Genomic DNA, 17,890 nt, shown 5'->3' with positions numbered 1-17,890 from the left:
TTTACTGAATAACCAGCGTATTAATGATGTTTTCTGCGGTGGTCTGCGCTTTTTGCTGATCGTCAGCTGGCAGCGTGATTTGCATGGTCAGCAGTTGATTACCCACGTTACCCAGAATGACGGAAGAGTACGCCGTCTGGCCTTTCGCGGAGATAATGCTGTCTAACTGCTGCATTTTGTGACCTTTCAGCTCAATAGATTTGTTGGTCACCACTTGCAGTTGCGGATCGCGGCTACGTTGCTGATCTTCCAGACGCTTCGCCAGCACAGCCAGATCTTCTTTCGGGTCATCGCCCATGATGACGATGACTGCTTTCTGCCCGGTGGCGTCGGACCAGACGTGCATGTTATTGGCTTGCGTTCCCAGCTTACCGCTCTGGTCGGTCATATCTGCTGGCAGCGAGAAACTTAGCTTGCCATCAAGCAGGTTGACGGGATTTGCGGCAGCGTTACTTTCCGCGACAGTGCCTTCCGCCGTAGCGTTAGTGTCTTTATCATCACAGGCCGCAAGCCCCATAACCAGCAGGCCAATTCCGACATATTTAACCAGATTGCGCATTGACTTCTTCCTTATCGATAAACGGCCATAACGGCTCATTCATCCATCTTATCACAACTCTGATAACGAACCTTTAACTGGCCTGCAAAGCGTTGATTTCGGATTTATCTGCCAGTCTTTTCAATAGCATATTGAGTAATACGCCATACATTGGCAGGAAGAAAACGATGCTGATTAACACTTTGAAACAGTAATCAACCAGCGCGATTTCCATCCAGTGCTCGGCCATAAAAGCATCCGGGCTGCGCCAGAAAGCAATGAAGAAGAAAGCCAGCGTATCGCTGACGTTACCAAACAGTGTGGAAGCCGTCGGAGCCAGCCACCAGCGATGACTCTGACGCAGGCGGTTAAAAACGTGCACGTCGAGGATCTGCCCCAGCGCGTAGGCCATAAAGCTGGCGGTAGCGATACGGGCGACAAACAGGTTGAAGTGGGCGAGAACGCCGAATCCCTGCCATGAACCCATATAAAACAGTGATGAGATGACGTAGGAGATCAGCAACGCGGGGATCATCACCGCAAAGATGATGCGACGAGCCAGCGGTGCGCCAAAAATACGCACAGTCAGGTCGGTAGCAAGAAAAATAAACGGAAAGCTAAACGCGCCCCAGGTGGTATGAAAACCGAAAATAGAGACCGGAAGCTGTACCAGATAGTTACTGGAGGTGATCACCAACAGGTGAAATAACGATAACCAGAACAACGCCTTATAGCGTTGAGTTTGTGAGAAAGCGTTCATATTGTACCTTTTTGATTAGCCATTGGGGTGAGGGAACCCAATACGTACGACACGTTATTTTATAGTGAGATAATAACGTGCTTACCCTTTTTTCGAGCCGCCGCATGATACTGCTTTGGCTTGACAATGCAATGGTTAATTTTCACGCAATCGTTAACCTGGTTTGCTAACGGACTCACAGGGCGTAAACTAGCGCCGTTTTTTTATGTGATGAGAAGAAAATGACCGATCTCTTTTCCAGCCCTGACCACACACTCGACGCACTTGGCCTGCGCTGCCCGGAACCGGTGATGATGGTGCGCAAAACGGTGCGCAATATGCAGCCAGGCGAAACGTTGCTGATTATTGCCGATGATCCGGCCACGACCCGCGATATTCCTGGGTTTTGTACCTTTATGGAACATGAACTGGTCGCCAAAGAGACGGATGGACTGCCTTATCGTTATTTGATTCGTAAAGGCGGTTAATGGGGGAAGATTGGCTTCGATGCCGCCTTTTCCCCTCACCCTCTCCCCAGAGGGGCGAGGGGACCGATCGCGTCCAATTTTGCGATCGGTTTGCAGGCTGCCCCCATTACTTTCTGCGCAACAATCTTAACGCATTCGCCGTCACCAGCACCGTTGCTCCCGTATCTGCCAGCACAGCCAGCCACAGGCCGGTTATTCCTAAAAGCGTGGTGACAAGGAAGATCCCTTTCAGCCCCAGCGCAATGGTGATGTTCTGGCGGATATTAGCGTGAGTGGCGCGTGCCAGCTCAATCATTTGTACCAGACCGCGCAGGTGGTTATGCGTTAATGCCGCGTCGGCGGTTTCCAGCGCCACGTCTGTGCCACTGCCCATTGCAATCCCAATAGCTGCTGCTTTCATTGCTGGCGCGTCGTTAATACCGTCGCCGACCATCGCCAGCGGCGCATGTTGGTTCAACTCCGTCACCGCTTTGACTTTATCTTCCGGTAGTAATCCGGCTTTAAATTCCAGCCCCAGTTCACCGGCAATCGCTGCCGCTGCGCGTGGATTATCGCCGGTGAGGATCACCCCTTTGACGCCCAGAGAGTTCAGTTCACTGATGGCAGTGGCGGCATCGGCGCGCAGGGTATCCTGCAATGCAATGACACCCAGCACGTCATCGTTACGCACTACCAGCACTACCGTTTGCCCGGCGCTTTCCAGTTCGTTAATCAAACCGGCAAATGCCTCGGCTGGATGTTTCCCGGCAGCGCATATCAGCACCCGCTCTCCGTTGACCTGCGCTTCAATGCCAGAGCCGACCAGCGCCCGCTGTGACTGGGCGGCGGGAATGGCGAGAGCAGCAACCTGTGCTTCACGAATGATGGCTTGCGCCAGTGGATGCGTTGCGCCTTGCTCGACCGCCGCTGCCAGCGCCAGCAGTTCAGATTCGCTAACGCCCGTTGCCGGATGAATCGCGGTAACGCGCGGTTTGCCGACGGTCAGCGTACCGGTTTTATCAAATGCGACCTGGGTGACACGACCTAACTGCTCCAGCGCCGCACCACCTTTAATTAACGCTCCACGACGTGCCGCTGCTGCCAGTCCGGAGGTAATCGCCGCAGGCGTGGAGATAACTAACGCACACGGGCAACCAATCAGCAGCAGCGTCAGGCCTTTATAAATCCACTCCTGCCAGCTTGCGGCAAATAGCAGTGGTGGCACCAGCGTTACCAGCAGGGCGACGGCCATAATCGCGGGCGTGTAGATACGGCTAAAACGGTCGATAAATCGCTCAATGGGTGCGCGGCGTTCTTCAGCCTCTTCGATCAGCTTCAGAATGCGGTCAATGGCGCTGGCACCCGGTTCTGACAGCACTTCCAGCGTCACCAGACGGTCTACGCTGGTGGCGCCTGCAGGAACTTTATCGCCCGTTGCGCGCTCCACCGGAATGGATTCGCCGGTCAGGGCGCTTTCATCAAAACTGGCAAACGGTGAGAGCAGTTTACCGTCGGCAGGCAAACGCCCACCTGCCGCAACTTCAATCACATCGCCAGGGCGCAGGCTATTGATCGCCACCTCTTCCCGCTCACCGTTACGCAGACGCGTGGCGGTTTCTGGCTTCAGCGCCATTAACGCGCTGACCCCTTGACGTGCGCGGCTGGCGGCCCAGCCTTCCAGTCGTTCGCCAATCAAAAACAGCAGCAACACCATCGCAGCTTCTGCCGTTGCGCCAATAAACAGCGCGCCAATGGCGGCTACGCTCATTAAGGTTTCAATGGCGAAGTAGCTGCCGGATTTGATCAGCCGTAATGCCTGACGAGCAATCGGGTACAGACCAACCAGCGTGGTCGCGATAAACGCCAGTTGACCGAACGGATGATTAAATTGCTCCAGCCCCCAACTGATTACCATCATCACAATAAGCGTAATCAGCGGCAGATTCTCTTTCAGGCGTGATTCTTGTGGTTCGTCGGTGGCCTGTTCATCGCGCAGGGAATAGCCTGCTTTTTGCACCGCCGATTCAACTTGCGCACGGATGTCATTGTCGGCATCCACCACCAGTTTTTCGGTGGCGAACAACACCTGCACCTGATTCACACCTGCAAGCTGGCGCACGGCATTTTCCACTTTGCGTGCGCAGGCGGCACAGTCCATGCCGCTGACTTTCCAGCTATAGCGGGTGCCGGAGACGTTTTCAGAGAGTGTTGGCGTGCTGGAACATGCGCCGTCGCAGCAACAGTCGTTGGCATTCTGTGCCGGGGTTAGCGGTTTGAACGCGGCAAATTGAGGGACTTTTTTGCCGTGATTGTCGGGAGTCGACATGGCATCCTCCGGTTAAGTTTTTTCTCATTAACCGAAGGATACACTCTGGAGTCGACTCCAGAGTCAAGTTTTATCAGAGATACAGCGAGCGGACGATGAGGAAGTGACCGGCAAAGTAGCAAGCCGCAGCAATAGCGTTATCCGCACGGAAGCGGCGGCGATAGTGGCTACCCAGCCAGACAAAGTTACTGATAAACAGCAACGAAGCGCCCATAAAGGCCGAGAGTGCCGGAGCGGTCGGACGGAAGAACCACAGTTCACCTGCCAGCCACACCATCACCAGCGTCATACCGATAAAAGTACAGACAGGCCAACGGAACTCCTCCAGACGCGTCCAGATAATGGCCAGCAATAGCGCGCCCAGAACCAGCAGTATCAGTGGCAGAGGCCAGAAGAAAGAGAGCGTCATCTGGCTGGCGAAATAGATGGTGTACAACAGGTGTGAGAGGAAAAATGCGCCGATAGCGTACATCAGACGCTGACGTGGCAATAGCGTTAGCGCATCGCCCAGCAGTGAGGCACACAGCCCCGCCAGCACAAGATAACTAATAGCGTCGAACATCGGCGCTTGCCACGCCAGCAATAGCAGGAGAAGAAGGGTTAACGGTTTAAATACCCAGCGTTGCCAGGTTGGCCCACGGTACGATGCATCCACAGATAGCCATGCGGAAAGACAGACAGCGATAAACGACCAAAGCATCTTAGTTCCTTGAATTCGTTATTTTTTCGTAAGCGGAATGCCTACGGTCTTGCTATTCAGTTTAGTGGCGAGGATGGACGGATGACAACACCATAACTGGCAGGGTATGCTTATTTCCGCATTTTCCGATGAGGGATAAAGATGAGCAAACCACCTCTTTTCTTTATTGTTATCATTGGCTTAATTATCGTCGCCGCATCGTTTCGTTTTATGCAACAGCGGCGGGAAAAAGCTGATAATGATATGGCACCGCTCCAGCAAAAGCTGGTGGTGGTGAGTAACAAGCGGGAAAAACCGATTAACGATCGACGTTCGCGCCAGCAGGAAGTGACTCCGGCAGGCACCAGTATGCGCTATGAGGCGAGCTTCAAACCGCAAAGCGGCGGACTGGAGCAGACGTTCCGCCTCGACGCCCAGCAGTACCATGCCCTGACAGTGGGCGATAAAGGTACACTGAGCTATAAAGGAACGCGCTTTGTTAGCTTTGTTGGCGAACAATAAGGTTATTTTTTAACTTTAAATTTCTTCTGCCAGACCAGCAGTTCAAACACGCCGAAAAGGAAAATACGCACCTTTTCGGCGGTGGTCATCTGCGGGCCATCTTTCGGCAAGGTCGATTTTAACAGCGCCAGTTGCATACCATGCATCAGCACGGTAAAAATCAGCGCCACGTTAACGAAAATATTCAGCGGGCGTGGGAATGGTTGAAAAAGATTGAGGATCAAAAATCCCCAAACGCAGAGCATTAACAAACGTCCAATATTAATCAGCATCACTTTCTCCTTGTGTTTCACGCTGATACAGCCGATAAGCGACCTGACCAGCCACTTTTTCGCGATATAACGACCAGTTGGCAGGAACGGCGGGCAGGCCATTTTCTACTTCACTTTCAACATATACCCAGGCTTCATCAGCCAGCCAACCGTTGTTTTCCAGTAAATTAATGGTTTCTTCCAGCAAGCCACGGCGGAACGGAGGGTCAATAAACACAATATTATGCGGCGTTCCTTTTTGCATTAGAAAAGACATCGCATTGGTGTTCACGACTCGCGCATTGCCTGCTTTCAGCGTCGCGAGATTCTTGGTTAATTGCTGAGATACCGCGCGATCCATCTCAACCAGCGTAGCTTCCGCAGCGTAGCGTGACAAGGCTTCCAGCCCCAGCGCACCGCTACCTGCGAAGCAGTCCAGGCATTGCGCATCAACAATGACCGGCGCCAGCCAGTTAAACAGCGTTTCGCGCACGCGATCGGTGGTAGGACGTAGACCTGGGCTATCAGGAACCGGGAGTTTACGGCCTCGCCACTGCCCACCAATAATGCGGATTTGACCGCTGCCGGAATGATTCGGTTTTTTCATGGTAAATTGCTCAATCCGCCAGATAACACATACTTGCAGGCGGTGATGTGGATTAAGTTAAGTGGTAGACTATTTCATCATTTTTTTAGCTGCTATGTACATAGCGTTAACGCTGTGCCATGAAGCAACAGCGAGGAGTGTAGTCGCAGATGGCGAAAGAAAAAAAACGTGGCTTTTTTTCCTGGCTGGGCTTTGGTCAAAAAGAGCAGACCCCGGAAAAAGAGACAGAAACCCAAAACGAACAACCGGTTGTAGAAGAAATCGTCCAGGCGCAAGAGCCTGCGAAAGTTGCTGAACAACCCGTTGAAGAACAGCCGCAGGCGCATACTGAAGCTGAGGCGGAAACTTTTGCTGCCGACGTTGTGGAAGTCACTGAACAGGTTGTTGAAAGTGAAAAAGCGCAACCTGAAGCGGTTGTCGAGCCGGAAGTTATTGCAGAACCGGAGCCGATAGTTGAAGAAACGCCAGCGTCGGTAGTTGAACCTGAAGTCACGCCAGAGCCAGTGGCTATCGAGCGTGAAGAGCTGCCGCTGCCAGAAGACGTTAAAGTCGAAGAAGTTTCGCCAGAAGAGTGGCAGGCCGAAGCGGAAACCGTGGAGATTGTCGAAGCGGCGGAAGAACAAGCAGCGAAAGAAGAAATCACCGACGAAGAGCTGGAAGCTCAGGCGCTGGCCGCTGAAGCGGCAGAAGAGGCGGTGATGGTCGTTCCGCCGGCAGAAGAAGATCAGCCGGTGGAAGAGGTAGCCCAGGAGCAGGAAAAACCAACCAAAGAAGGTTTCTTCGCTCGCCTGAAACGCAGCCTTCTGAAAACTAAAGAAAACCTCGGTTCCGGATTTATCAGCCTGTTCCGTGGTAAAAAAATCGACGATGATCTGTTTGAAGAGCTGGAAGAGCAATTGCTCATCGCCGATGTGGGCGTGGAAACCACGCGCAAAATCATCACCAATCTGACTGACGGCGCGACCCGCAAACAGCTTCGCGATGCTGAGGCGCTCTACGGTCTGCTGAAAGAAGAGATGGGTGAGATTCTGGCGAAGGTCGATGAACCGCTGAATATCGAAGGTAAAACACCGTTCGTGATTCTGATGGTAGGCGTCAATGGCGTGGGTAAAACCACGACTATCGGTAAGCTGGCGCGTCAGTTTGAACAACAAGGTAAATCGGTCATGCTGGCGGCGGGCGATACTTTCCGTGCAGCAGCGGTTGAACAGCTTCAGGTCTGGGGTCAGCGCAACAATATTCCGGTGATTGCCCAGCATACCGGCGCGGATTCCGCCTCAGTTATCTTCGACGCTATTCAGGCCGCTAAGGCGCGTAATGTTGATGTCCTGATTGCCGATACCGCCGGACGCTTGCAGAACAAATCGCACCTGATGGAAGAGCTGAAGAAAATCGTCCGCGTGATGAAGAAACTCGACGTTGAAGCGCCGCATGAAGTTATGCTGACTATCGATGCCAGCACCGGGCAGAATGCGGTAAGCCAGGCCAAACTGTTCCATGAAGCCGTCGGCTTAACCGGCATCACGTTAACTAAACTGGACGGCACGGCGAAAGGCGGAGTAATTTTCTCGGTGGCTGACCAGTTTGGTATTCCTATTCGCTATATTGGTGTCGGCGAACGTATTGAGGATTTGCGTCCGTTTAAGGCGGACGACTTTATAGAGGCACTTTTTGCCCGAGAGGATTAACAATGATTCGCTTTGAACATGTCAGCAAGGCTTATCTCGGTGGGAGACAGGCGCTGCAGGGCGTTACGTTCCATATGCAGCCGGGTGAGATGGCGTTTCTGACCGGTCATTCCGGTGCAGGGAAAAGTACCCTCCTGAAGCTGATCTGTGGGATTGAGCGGCCCAGCGCCGGGAAAATCTGGTTTAGCGGCCATGACATCACGCGTCTGAAAAACCGTGAAGTTCCGTTTCTGCGCCGCCAGATTGGCATGATTTTCCAGGATCACCATCTACTGATGGATCGTACTGTCTACGATAATGTGGCGATCCCGTTGATTATCGCCGGTGCCAGCGGTGACGATATTCGTCGTCGTGTATCGGCGGCGCTGGATAAAGTCGGGCTACTGGACAAAGCGAAGAACTTTCCGATTCAGCTTTCTGGCGGTGAACAACAACGCGTTGGCATTGCCCGCGCGGTGGTTAACAAACCAGCGGTACTGCTGGCGGACGAACCGACCGGTAACCTTGACGACGCGCTGTCGGAAGGGATTTTACGTCTGTTTGAAGAGTTTAACCGCGTTGGGGTAACGGTATTGATGGCAACGCACGACATCAACCTGATTTCGCGGCGTTCCTATCGTATGCTCACCCTGAGCGATGGTCACTTGCATGGAGGCGTGGGCCATGAATAAGCGCGATGCAATCAATCATATCCGGCAGTTTGGCGGACGTCTGGATCGCTTCCGTAAATCGGTCGGCGGCTCAGGCGACGGTGGTCGTAACGCGCCGAAACGCCCGAAATCCTCGCCAAAACCGGTAAATCGCAAAACTAACGTTTTCAACGAACAGGTGCGTTATGCGTTCCACGGCGCTTTGCAGGATCTCAAAAGCAAACCGTTCGCTACGTTTTTAACGGTGATGGTCATCGCCATTTCCCTGACGCTGCCAAGCGTCTGCTACATGGTGTACAAAAACGTTAACCAGGCGGCGACGCAGTATTATCCCTCACCGCAAATCACCGTTTATCTGCAAAAAACGCTGGACGATGACGCAGCAGCGGGTGTGGTGGCACAGTTACAGGCCGAACAGGGCGTGGAGAAAGTGAACTATCTTTCTCGTGAGGACGCGTTGGGCGAGTTCCGTAACTGGTCTGGTTTTGGCGGCGCGCTGGACATGCTGGAGGAAAACCCGCTTCCGGCTGTGGCGGTGGTGATCCCAAAACTCGATTTTCAGGGGACGGAGTCGCTGAATACGTTGCGTGATCGCATCACGCAAATTAACGGCATCGATGAAGTACGAATGGACGATAGCTGGTTTGCCCGTCTGACCGCACTGACTGGGCTGGTAGGGCGTGTTTCGGCGATGATCGGCGTGCTGATGGTGGCGGCAGTGTTCCTGGTTATCGGCAACAGCGTGCGTCTGAGCATATTTGCCCGCCGCGACTCCATCAACGTGCAGAAACTGATTGGCGCGACGGATGGTTTCATACTTCGCCCGTTCCTGTATGGTGGCGCGCTGCTGGGATTTTCTGGCGCATTACTGTCATTAATTTTGTCAGAAATTCTGGTGCTGCGTTTGTCATCGGCGGTTGCGGAAGTGGCACAGGTATTCGGAACGAAGTTTGATATCAATGGGTTATCGTTCGATGAATGCCTGCTGCTGCTGCTGGTGTGTTCGATGATTGGCTGGGTGGCAGCATGGCTTGCCACGGTACAACATTTACGGCACTTTACGCCGGAATAATAAAATCGTGTTATACTCTTTCCCTGCAATGGGTTCCGTAGCAGGGAAAGAGACCCCGTTGTCTCTTCCCGGTATTTCATCTCTATGTCACATTTTGTGCGTAATTTATTCACAAGACAGCATTGAACTTGTGGATAAAATCACGGTCTGATAAAACTGTGAATGATAATCTCGTTGCTCTTAAGCTCTGGCACAGTTGTTGCTACCACTGAAGCGCCAGAAGATATCGATTGAGAGGATTTGAATGACTGACAAAATGCAAAGTTTAGCTTTAGCCCCTGTTGGCAACCTGGATTCTTACATCCGGGCAGCTAACGCGTGGCCGATGTTGTCGGCTGACGAGGAGCGGGCGCTGGCTGAAAAGCTGCATTACCATGGCGATCTGGAAGCAGCTAAAACGCTGATCCTGTCTCACCTGCGGTTTGTTGTTCATATTGCTCGTAATTATGCGGGCTATGGCCTGCCACAGGCGGATTTGATTCAGGAAGGTAACATCGGCCTGATGAAAGCAGTGCGCCGTTTCAACCCGGAAGTGGGTGTGCGCCTGGTCTCCTTCGCCGTTCACTGGATCAAAGCAGAGATCCACGAATACGTTTTGCGTAACTGGCGTATCGTCAAAGTTGCGACCACCAAAGCGCAGCGCAAACTGTTTTTTAATCTGCGTAAAACCAAGCAGCGTCTGGGCTGGTTTAACCAGGATGAAGTCGAAATGGTGGCTCGCGAACTGGGCGTAACCAGCAAAGACGTCCGTGAGATGGAATCGCGTATGGCGGCACAGGACATGACTTTTGACATGTCTTCCGACGACGATTCAGACAGCCAGCCGATGGCTCCGGTGCTCTATCTGCAGGATAAATCATCTAACTTTGCCGACGGCATTGAAGATGATAACTGGGAAGAGCAGGCGGCAAACCGTCTGACCGACGCGATGCAGGGTCTGGACGAGCGTAGCCAGGATATCATCCGCGCGCGCTGGCTGGACGAAGATAACAAATCTACGTTGCAGGAACTGGCTGACCGTTACGGCGTTTCCGCTGAACGTGTACGTCAGCTGGAAAAGAACGCGATGAAAAAACTTCGCGCTGCCATTGAAGCGTAATTTCCGCTATTAAGCAGAGAACCCTGGATGAGAGTCCGGGGTTTTTGTTTTTTGGGCCTCTACAATAATCAATTCCCCCCTCCGGCAAAACGCCAATCCCCACGCAGATTGTTAATAAACTGTCAAAATAGCTATTCCAATATCATAAAAATCGGGTATGTTTTAGCAGAGTATGCTGCTAAAGCACGGGTAGTCATGCATAAAACGAAATAAAGTGCTGAACAACAACATCACAACACACGTAATAACCAGAAGAATGGGGATTCTCAGGATGAACATAAAGGGTAAAGCGTTACTGGCAGGATGTATCGCGCTGGCATTCAGCAATATGGCTCTGGCAGAAGATATTAAAGTCGCCGTCGTGGGCGCAATGTCTGGTCCGGTGGCACAGTATGGTGACCAGGAGTTTACTGGCGCAGAACAGGCGGTTGCGGATATCAACGCCAAAGGCGGCGTTAAAGGCAACAAACTGCAAATCGTAAAATATGACGATGCCTGTGACCCGAAACAGGCCGTCGCGGTGGCGAACAAAGTGGTTAACGACGGCATTAAATATGTCATTGGTCACCTCTGTTCTTCATCAACACAGCCAGCGTCTGACATTTATGAAGACGAAGGCATTTTAATGATCACCCCAGCGGCAACCGCGCCAGAGCTGACAGCCCGTGGCTATCAGCTGATCCTGCGCACCACCGGTCTGGACTCCGACCAGGGGCCGACGGCGGCAAAATATATTCTTGAGAAAGTGAAACCGCAGCGTATTGCTATCGTTCACGACAAACAACAGTACGGCGAAGGTCTGGCGCGTGCGGTGCAGGACGGTCTGAAGAAAGGCAATGCTAACGTAGTGTTCTTTGATGGCATCACCGCCGGGGAAAAAGATTTCTCGACGCTGGTGGCACGCCTGAAGAAAGAGAATATCGACTTCGTTTACTACGGCGGTTATCACCCGGAAATGGGGCAGATCCTGCGTCAGGCGCGCGCGGCGGGGCTGAAAACTCAGTTTATGGGGCCGGAAGGTGTGGCTAACGTCTCGCTGTCTAATATCGCGGGCGAGTCAGCGGAAGGACTGCTGGTGACCAAGCCGAAGAACTACGATCAGGTTCCGGCGAACAAACCGATTGTTGACGCGATCAAAGCGAAAAAACAGGATCCAAGCGGCGCATTCGTCTGGACCACCTACGCGGCGCTGCAATCTTTGCAGGCGGGGCTGAATCAGTCTGACGATCCGGCGGAGATCGCCAAATACCTGAAAGCGAACTCGGTTGATACGGTGATGGGGCCACTGACCTGGGATGAGAAAGGTGACCTGAAAGGCTTTGAGTTCGGTGTGTTTGACTGGCACGCCAACGGCACGGCGACCGATGCGAAGTAACAGATAGATAAATGAAAATGCCCGATGAGCTGAACCGCCATCGGGTTTTTTTGTGTTTGTCGAAATGGTTGTAGAAAGATTAAACAATCCAGGATATGCTTAATGTACGGTAGAATTCCGTACATATTTATAAGTAGCAGGAGAGTTTACATGTCTGCTGTTAAAAAGCAGCGTATCGATCTGCGTTTAACTGACGATGACAAAAGTCTAATTGAGGAAGCGGCGGCGATATCTAATCAGTCCGTCAGCCAATTTATGTTGAATAGTGCCTCGCAGCGGGCTGCAGAAGTGATTGAACAGCATCGGCGAGTGATCCTTAATGAGGAGTCCTGGACGCGGGTGATGGATGCGCTGAGTAATCCGCCGTCACCAGGTGAAAAGTTAAAACGTGCGGCAAAACGTCTTCAGGGAATGTAATAATTTATGGATGATCTGACGATAGAGATTCTGACAGATGATGCAGATTATGATCTACAGCGATTCGACTGCGGCGAAGAAGCCTTAAATCTCTTTCTGACGACACATCTGGTTCGTCAACATCGCAATAAAATTCTGCGAGCGTACATCCTTCGTGCCAACACGGCAGAACGTCAGGTCCTGGGATATTACACATTATCCGGCAGTTGTTTTGAACGAGCCGCATTGCCCTCGAAATCGAAACAGAAAAAAATTCCCTACAAAAATATTCCCAGCGTCACTCTTGGGCGTCTGGCAATTGATCGTTCAATACAGGGGCAGGGATGGGGAGCAACACTGGTTGCTCATGCCATGAAAGTCGTCTGGTCAGCCTCTTTAGCGGTAGGTATTCACGGTCTTTTTGTCGAGGCGCTGAATGAAAAAGCCCATACGTTTTATCAGTCGCTGGGCTTTATCCCGTTGGTCGGAGAAAACGAAAATGCGTTATTTTTCCCAACAAAATCCATAGAACTGCTTTTTACACAGAGTGATTAACGCTTCTCCCAACCGCCCTGCTGTGCCGTAAACCCCTGTGCTTGCATAAACGCTGTCATCACGCCGCGATCTTCCACGCCAGCATCCGCCATCCACCAGTATGAAACGCCGGGATTATCACGTAACACTTCTTCCAGCAGATATTGCCCTACGCCGCGTCGGCGGGTGACTTCCCGTACACGCAGGGAATCCATCGCTCCCTCGGTGCCGCTTAAGGTTACTCGCACGGCAGCGAGCAGGCGCTCGTTAAAACGCGCGGCGTAAATACGGTGGGAATCGTCAACCTGTAAAGAGGAAGGAGAATACTCCGGCCAGATCTTTTGCAGGTCAATCCGGTCCTGGTCGCTAAAGTTTTCTAATCGAATGATGGTCAGCTTCATGGGGAACCCGTGTAAATCACAAAAGTGGAACCAGTGTAGCGAAATAATTTAATCGGAGGCTTTCTCTTTTTTATTTCTTTTGGCAGGTGATTAATTTTTTTTCAGCAATAATTACAAATTAAAAACATTATAGAATGAAAATTGTCCAGCATAATCCCCTGAATGGTAGTGAATTATTCCGCCCTTTGTGCCGTTATTTTATGCTGACAACGGCGCTTTTTTCTGTTTATCTATCAATTAATTCAGAATATTATCTGTTATTAATCGACTGAAAAATAGAGATTTTAATCGATATCATCACAAAAAACTGCGCTAAACCCTTAATCGGACAGGCAAAAACAGCGCAGTATAAAAAAGAACAGTCTGATTTGTTAACACATAAAAAACAAAGCAACACAACATTACGAGTGGGGATTTTTGACTATGAAACGGAATGCGAAAACTATCATCGCAGGGATGATTGCACTGGCAATTTCACACACTGCTTTAGCCGACGATATTAAAGTTGCCGTTGTCGGCGCGATGTCCGGCCCGATTGCCCAGTGGGGTGATATGGAATTTAACGGCGCGCGTCAGGCGATTAAAGACATTAATGCCAAAGGGGGAATTAAGGGCGATAAGTTGGTTGGCGTGGAATATGACGACGCCTGCGACCCAAAACAAGCCGTTGCGGTCGCCAACAAAATCGTTAACGACGGCATTAAATACGTTATTGGCCATCTGTGTTCCTCTTCTACCCAACCTGCGTCAGATATCTATGAAGATGAAGGTATCCTGATGATCTCGCCGGGGGCGACTAACCCGGAGCTGACTCAACGCGGTTATCAACACATCATGCGTACTGCCGGGCTGGACTCTTCCCAGGGGCCAACGGCGGCAAAATACATTGTTGAGACGGTGAAGCCTCAGCGCATCGCCATCATTCACGACAAACAACAGTATGGCGAAGGGCTGGCGCGTTCGGTGCAGGACGGGCTGAATGCGGCTAACGCCAACGTCGTCTTCTTCGACGGCATTACCGCTGGCGAGAAAGATTTCTCCGCGCTGATCGCCCGCCTGAAAAAAGAAAACATCGACTTTGTTTACTACGGTGGTTACTACCCGGAAATGGGGCAGATGCTGCGCCAGGCGCGTTCCGTTGGCCTGAATACTCAGTTTATGGGGCCGGAAGGTGTAGGTAATGCGTCGCTGTCGAACATTGCCGGCGATGCCGCCGAAGGCATGTTGGTCACCATGCCAAAACGCTATGACCAGGATCCGGCAAACAAAGGCATCGTTGATGCGCTGAAAGCGGACAAGAAAGATCCGTCCGGACCTTATGTCTGGATCACCTATGCGGCGGTGCAATCTCTGGCAACTGCCCTTGAGCGTACCGGCAGCGATGAGCCGCTGGCGCTGGTGAAAGATTTAAAAGCTAACGGTGCAAACACCGTGATTGGGCCGCTGAACTGGGATGAAAAAGGCGATCTGAAGGGATTTGATTTTGGTGTCTTCCAGTGGCACGCCGACGGTTCATCCACGGCAGCCAAGTGATCATCCCACCGTCCGTGAAATGCGGGCGGGTTTAGAAAGGTTACCTTATGTCTGAGCAGTTTTTGTATTTCTTGCAGCAGATGTTTAACGGCGTCACGCTGGGCAGTACCTACGCGCTGATAGCCATCGGCTACACCATGGTTTACGGCATTATCGGCATGATCAACTTCGCCCACGGCGAGGTTTACATGATTGGCAGCTACGTCTCCTTTATGATCATCGCTGCACTGATGATGATGGGCATTGATACCGGCTGGCTACTGGTAGCGGCGGGATTTGTCGGCGCAATCGTCATTGCCAGCGCCTACGGCTGGAGTATCGAAAGGGTGGCTTACCGCCCGGTGCGCAACTCTAAGCGCCTGATTGCCCTCATCTCGGCAATCGGCATGTCCATCTTCCTGCAAAACTACGTCAGCCTCACCGAAGGTTCGCGCGACGTGGCGCTGCCCAGCCTGTTTAACGGTCAGTGGGTGGTGGGGCATAGCGAAAACTTCTCTGCCTCTATTACCACCATGCAGGCGGTGATCTGGATTGTCACCTTCCTCGCCATGCTGGCGCTGACGATTTTCATTCGCTATTCCCGCATGGGGCGCGCGTGTCGTGCCTGCGCGGAAGATCTGAAAATGGCGAGCCTGCTTGGCATCAACACCGACCGGGTGATTGCGCTGACTTTTGTGATTGGCGCGGCGATGGCGGCGGTGGCGGGCGTTCTGCTCGGTCAGTTCTACGGCGTGATTAACCCCTATATCGGCTTTATGGCCGGGATGAAAGCCTTTACCGCAGCGGTGCTCGGTGGGATTGGCAGTATTCCGGGGGCGATGATTGGCGGGTTGATTCTGGGGATTGCGGAGGCGCTCTCTTCGGCTTATTTGAGTACGGAATATAAAGATGTGGTCTCATTTGCCCTACTGATTCTGGTTCTGCTGGTGATGCCGACCGGTATTCTGGGTCGCCCGGAGGTAGAGAAAGTATGAAACCGATGCATATTGCAATGGCGCTGCTTTCTGCCGCTATGTTCTTTGTTCTGGCGGGCATCTTTATGGGCGTGCAACTGGAACTGGATGGCACCAAACTGGTGGTTGATAGTGCTTCGGACATCCGTTGGCAGTGGGTGTTTATTGGCACGGCGGTGGTCTTTTTCTTCCAGCTTGTGCGACCCGCTTTCCAGAAAGGGCTAAAAAGCGTTTCAGGGCCGAAGTTTATTCTGCCAGCGATTGATGGTTCCACGGTGAAGCAAAAGCTGTTCCTCGTGGCGCTGCTGGTGCTTGCGGTGGCATGGCCGTTTATGGTGTCACGTGGGACGGTGGATATTGCCACTCTGACCATGATCTACATTATCCTCGGCCTCGGGCTGAACGTGGTGGTAGGGCTTTCTGGTTTGCTGGTGCTCGGTTACGGCGGCTTTTACGCCATCGGCGCTTACACCTTTGCGCTGCTCAATCACTATTACGGTCTTGGCTTCTGGACTTGCCTGCCGATTGCCGGATTAATGGCAGCGGCGGCGGGCTTCCTGCTCGGCTTCCCGGTGCTGCGTTTGCGTGGTGATTATCTGGCGATCGTTACCCTCGGTTTCGGCGAAATTGTGCGCATATTGCTGCTCAATAACACCGAAATTACCGGTGGTCCGAACGGTATCAGCCAGATCCCTAAACCGACCTTCTTCGGCCTTGAGTTCAGCCGTACCGCCCGCGAAGGCGGCTGGGATACGTTCAGTAATTTCTTTGGCCTGAAATACGATCCCTCCGATCGCGTCATCTTCCTCTACCTGGTGGCGTTGCTGCTGGTAGTGTTCTCTTTGTTCGTCATTAACCGCCTGCTGCGGATGCCGCTGGGGCGTGCGTGGGAAGCGTTGCGTGAAGACGAGATCGCCTGCCGTTCGCTGGGCTTAAGCCCACGTCGTATCAAGCTGACCGCCTTTACCATCAGCGCCGCGTTTGCGGGTTTTGCCGGAACGCTGTTTGCTGCGCGCCAGGGCTTTGTCAGCCCGGAATCCTTCACCTTTGCCGAATCGGCGTTTGTGCTGGCGATAGTGGTGCTCGGCGGTATGGGCTCGCAATTTGCGGTAATTCTGGCGGCAATTTTGCTGGTGGTGTCGCGCGAATTGATGCGTGATTTCAACGAATACAGCATGTTAATGCTCGGTGGTTTGATGGTGCTGATGATGATCTGGCGTCCGCAGGGCTTGCTGCCCATGACGCGCCCGCAACTCAAGCTGAAAAACGGCGCAGCGAAAGGAGAGCAGGCATGAATCAGCCATTATTATCTGTTAACGGCCTGATGATGCGCTTCGGCGGCCTGCTGGCGGTGAATAACGTCAATCTCGAACTGTACCCGCAGGAGATCGTCTCGTTAATCGGCCCTAACGGTGCCGGAAAAACCACGGTCTTCAACTGCCTGACCGGATTCTACAAACCCACTGGCGGCACCATTTTACTGCGCGATCAGCATCTGGAAGGTTTGGCGGGTCAGCAAATCGCCCGTATGGGGGTGGTGCGTACTTTTCAGCACGTGCGTCTGTTCCGTGAAATGACGGTGATTGAAAACCTGCTGGTGGCGCAGCATCAGCAACTGAAAACCGGGCTGTTCTCTGGCCTGTTGAAAACGCCTTCTTTCCGTCGCGCCCAAAGTGAGGCGCTCGATCGAGCCGCAACCTGGCTTGAGCGCATTGGTTTGCTGGAACACGCTAACCGTCAGGCGAGTAACCTGGCCTACGGTGACCAGCGTCGCCTGGAGATTGCCCGCTGCATGGTGACGCAGCCGGAGATTTTAATGCTCGACGAACCGGCGGCAGGTCTTAATCCGAAAGAGACCAAAGAGCTGGATGAGTTGATTGCCGAACTGCGTAACCATCACAACACCACTATCTTGTTGATTGAACACGATATGAAGCTGGTGATGGGGATTTCAGACAGAATTTACGTGGTCAATCAGGGGACGCCACTGGCAAACGGTACGCCGGAGCAGATCCGTAATAACCCGGACGTGATCCGTGCCTATTTAGGTGAGGCATAAG

The 17,890-nt window shown here is 52.5% G+C and carries 20 protein-coding genes; 13 read left to right on the top strand and 7 right to left on the bottom strand.

Features of this window, described 5'->3' with window-relative positions; all coding sequences use genetic code 11:
* Nucleotide 1 precedes the first annotated feature (1 nt).
* Together dcrB and A7Z29_RS12095 are read right to left on the bottom strand one after the other, a co-directional pair.
* Nucleotides 2–559 (bottom strand): phage sensitivity protein DcrB, encoded by a 558-nt coding sequence (gene dcrB, locus A7Z29_RS12100; RefSeq protein ID WP_001245286.1) that lies wholly within the window; start codon nt 557–559, stop codon nt 2–4.
* 73 nt (nt 560–632) lie between these two features.
* Nucleotides 633–1,298, bottom strand: a complete 666-nt coding sequence (locus tag A7Z29_RS12095) for a 7-cyano-7-deazaguanine/7-aminomethyl-7-deazaguanine transporter (RefSeq protein ID WP_000991083.1) — start codon at nt 1,296–1,298, stop codon at nt 633–635.
* A gap of 221 nt (nt 1,299–1,519) precedes the next feature.
* Between A7Z29_RS12095 and tusA the strand changes: the two genes are divergently transcribed.
* Entirely contained in the window at nt 1,520–1,765 is a 246-nt protein-coding gene (tusA, locus tag A7Z29_RS12085; RefSeq protein WP_000130621.1) for a sulfurtransferase TusA, read from the top strand.
* A gap of 106 nt (nt 1,766–1,871) precedes the next feature.
* Here the strand turns inward: tusA and zntA are convergent, their stop codons facing one another.
* The gene (zntA, locus tag A7Z29_RS12080; protein ID WP_105290291.1) at nt 1,872–4,070 is read right to left on the bottom strand and encodes a Zn(II)/Cd(II)/Pb(II) translocating P-type ATPase ZntA; all 2,199 of its coding nucleotides are present in this window, start codon (nt 4,068–4,070) and stop codon (nt 1,872–1,874) included.
* 73 nt (nt 4,071–4,143) lie between these two features.
* Entirely contained in the window at nt 4,144–4,770 is a 627-nt protein-coding gene (locus A7Z29_RS12075) for a lysoplasmalogenase (protein ID WP_105290290.1), read from the bottom strand.
* A gap of 141 nt (nt 4,771–4,911) precedes the next feature.
* Between A7Z29_RS12075 and A7Z29_RS12070 the strand changes: the two genes are divergently transcribed.
* Nucleotides 4,912–5,271, top strand: a complete 360-nt coding sequence (locus tag A7Z29_RS12070; protein ID WP_105290289.1) for a DUF2500 domain-containing protein — start codon at nt 4,912–4,914, stop codon at nt 5,269–5,271.
* Nucleotides 5,272–5,273: 2 nt separating this feature from the next.
* Here A7Z29_RS12070 and A7Z29_RS12065 read toward each other — a convergent pair whose 3' ends face one another.
* Nucleotides 5,274–5,543, bottom strand: a complete 270-nt coding sequence (locus A7Z29_RS12065; RefSeq protein WP_001517271.1) for a DUF1145 family protein — start codon at nt 5,541–5,543, stop codon at nt 5,274–5,276.
* Nucleotides 5,533–6,129, bottom strand: a complete 597-nt coding sequence (gene rsmD, locus A7Z29_RS12060) for a 16S rRNA (guanine(966)-N(2))-methyltransferase (RefSeq protein WP_105290288.1) — start codon at nt 6,127–6,129, stop codon at nt 5,533–5,535. The genes A7Z29_RS12065 and rsmD overlap by 11 nt, the downstream gene beginning before the upstream one ends.
* Before the next feature lie 149 nt (nt 6,130–6,278).
* On the opposite strand from rsmD, the gene ftsY reads away from it, so the two are divergent.
* The 7 genes from ftsY (at nt 6,279) to ataT (ending at nt 12,964) form a co-directional block, all read left to right on the top strand.
* Nucleotides 6,279–7,817 (top strand): signal recognition particle-docking protein FtsY, encoded by a 1,539-nt coding sequence (ftsY, locus tag A7Z29_RS12055; protein ID WP_105290287.1) that lies wholly within the window; start codon nt 6,279–6,281, stop codon nt 7,815–7,817.
* A 2-nt stretch (nt 7,818–7,819) separates the two neighbouring features.
* On the top strand, nt 7,820–8,488 hold the full coding sequence (ftsE, locus tag A7Z29_RS12050; RefSeq protein WP_000617723.1) for a cell division ATP-binding protein FtsE: 669 nt from the start codon (nt 7,820–7,822) through the stop codon (nt 8,486–8,488).
* Entirely contained in the window at nt 8,481–9,539 is a 1,059-nt protein-coding gene (gene ftsX / locus A7Z29_RS12045) for a permease-like cell division protein FtsX (RefSeq protein ID WP_001042014.1), read from the top strand. Before ftsE ends, ftsX begins: the two co-directional genes overlap by 8 nt.
* 244 nt (nt 9,540–9,783) lie before the next feature.
* Nucleotides 9,784–10,638 carry an RNA polymerase sigma factor RpoH gene (gene rpoH, locus A7Z29_RS12040; protein WP_000130220.1) on the top strand — a complete coding sequence of 285 codons (855 nt, stop codon included), beginning with the start codon at nt 9,784–9,786 and terminating at the stop codon, nt 10,636–10,638.
* Nucleotides 10,639–10,909: 271 nt separating this feature from the next.
* Entirely contained in the window at nt 10,910–12,013 is a 1,104-nt protein-coding gene (gene livJ / locus A7Z29_RS12030; RefSeq protein WP_001022009.1) for a branched chain amino acid ABC transporter substrate-binding protein LivJ, read from the top strand.
* Nucleotides 12,014–12,163: 150 nt separating this feature from the next.
* Complete coding sequence (gene ataR / locus A7Z29_RS12025; protein WP_001277103.1) at nt 12,164–12,430, top strand: type II toxin-antitoxin system antitoxin AtaR; 267 nt, start codon at nt 12,164–12,166, stop codon at nt 12,428–12,430.
* Nucleotides 12,431–12,436: 6 nt separating this feature from the next.
* The gene (gene ataT / locus A7Z29_RS12020; protein ID WP_032226690.1) at nt 12,437–12,964 is read left to right on the top strand and encodes a type II toxin-antitoxin system toxin acetyltransferase AtaT; all 528 of its coding nucleotides are present in this window, start codon (nt 12,437–12,439) and stop codon (nt 12,962–12,964) included.
* On the opposite strand, the gene panM is transcribed toward ataT, so the two are convergent.
* Nucleotides 12,961–13,344, bottom strand: a complete 384-nt coding sequence (gene panM, locus A7Z29_RS12015; protein WP_105281201.1) for an aspartate 1-decarboxylase autocleavage activator PanM — start codon at nt 13,342–13,344, stop codon at nt 12,961–12,963. The genes ataT and panM overlap by 4 nt on opposite strands.
* A gap of 423 nt (nt 13,345–13,767) precedes the next feature.
* Between panM and livK the strand changes: the two genes are divergently transcribed.
* The 4 genes from livK to livG are packed head-to-tail and all read left to right on the top strand — an operon-like array spanning nt 13,768 to nt 17,889.
* Complete coding sequence (gene livK / locus A7Z29_RS12010) at nt 13,768–14,877, top strand: high-affinity branched-chain amino acid ABC transporter substrate-binding protein LivK (RefSeq protein WP_105290286.1); 1,110 nt, start codon at nt 13,768–13,770, stop codon at nt 14,875–14,877.
* A 47-nt stretch (nt 14,878–14,924) separates the two neighbouring features.
* Nucleotides 14,925–15,851 (top strand): high-affinity branched-chain amino acid ABC transporter permease LivH, encoded by a 927-nt coding sequence (livH, locus tag A7Z29_RS12005; RefSeq protein WP_001295111.1) that lies wholly within the window; start codon nt 14,925–14,927, stop codon nt 15,849–15,851.
* Nucleotides 15,848–17,125, top strand: a complete 1,278-nt coding sequence (gene livM, locus A7Z29_RS12000; RefSeq protein WP_105290285.1) for a branched chain amino acid ABC transporter permease LivM — start codon at nt 15,848–15,850, stop codon at nt 17,123–17,125. Before livH ends, livM begins: the two co-directional genes overlap by 4 nt.
* Complete coding sequence (livG, locus tag A7Z29_RS11995; protein WP_001075509.1) at nt 17,122–17,889, top strand: high-affinity branched-chain amino acid ABC transporter ATP-binding protein LivG; 768 nt, start codon at nt 17,122–17,124, stop codon at nt 17,887–17,889. Before livM ends, livG begins: the two co-directional genes overlap by 4 nt.
* Nucleotide 17,890 lies beyond the last annotated feature (1 nt).

It is taken from the genome of Escherichia sp. MOD1-EC6842 (genome assembly GCF_002965705.1).
Classification (GTDB): Bacteria; Pseudomonadota; Gammaproteobacteria; order Enterobacterales; family Enterobacteriaceae; genus Escherichia; species Escherichia ruysiae.
Note: the sequence above shows the minus strand (reverse complement) of the source record. Positions and strands in the feature narration are given on the sequence as shown.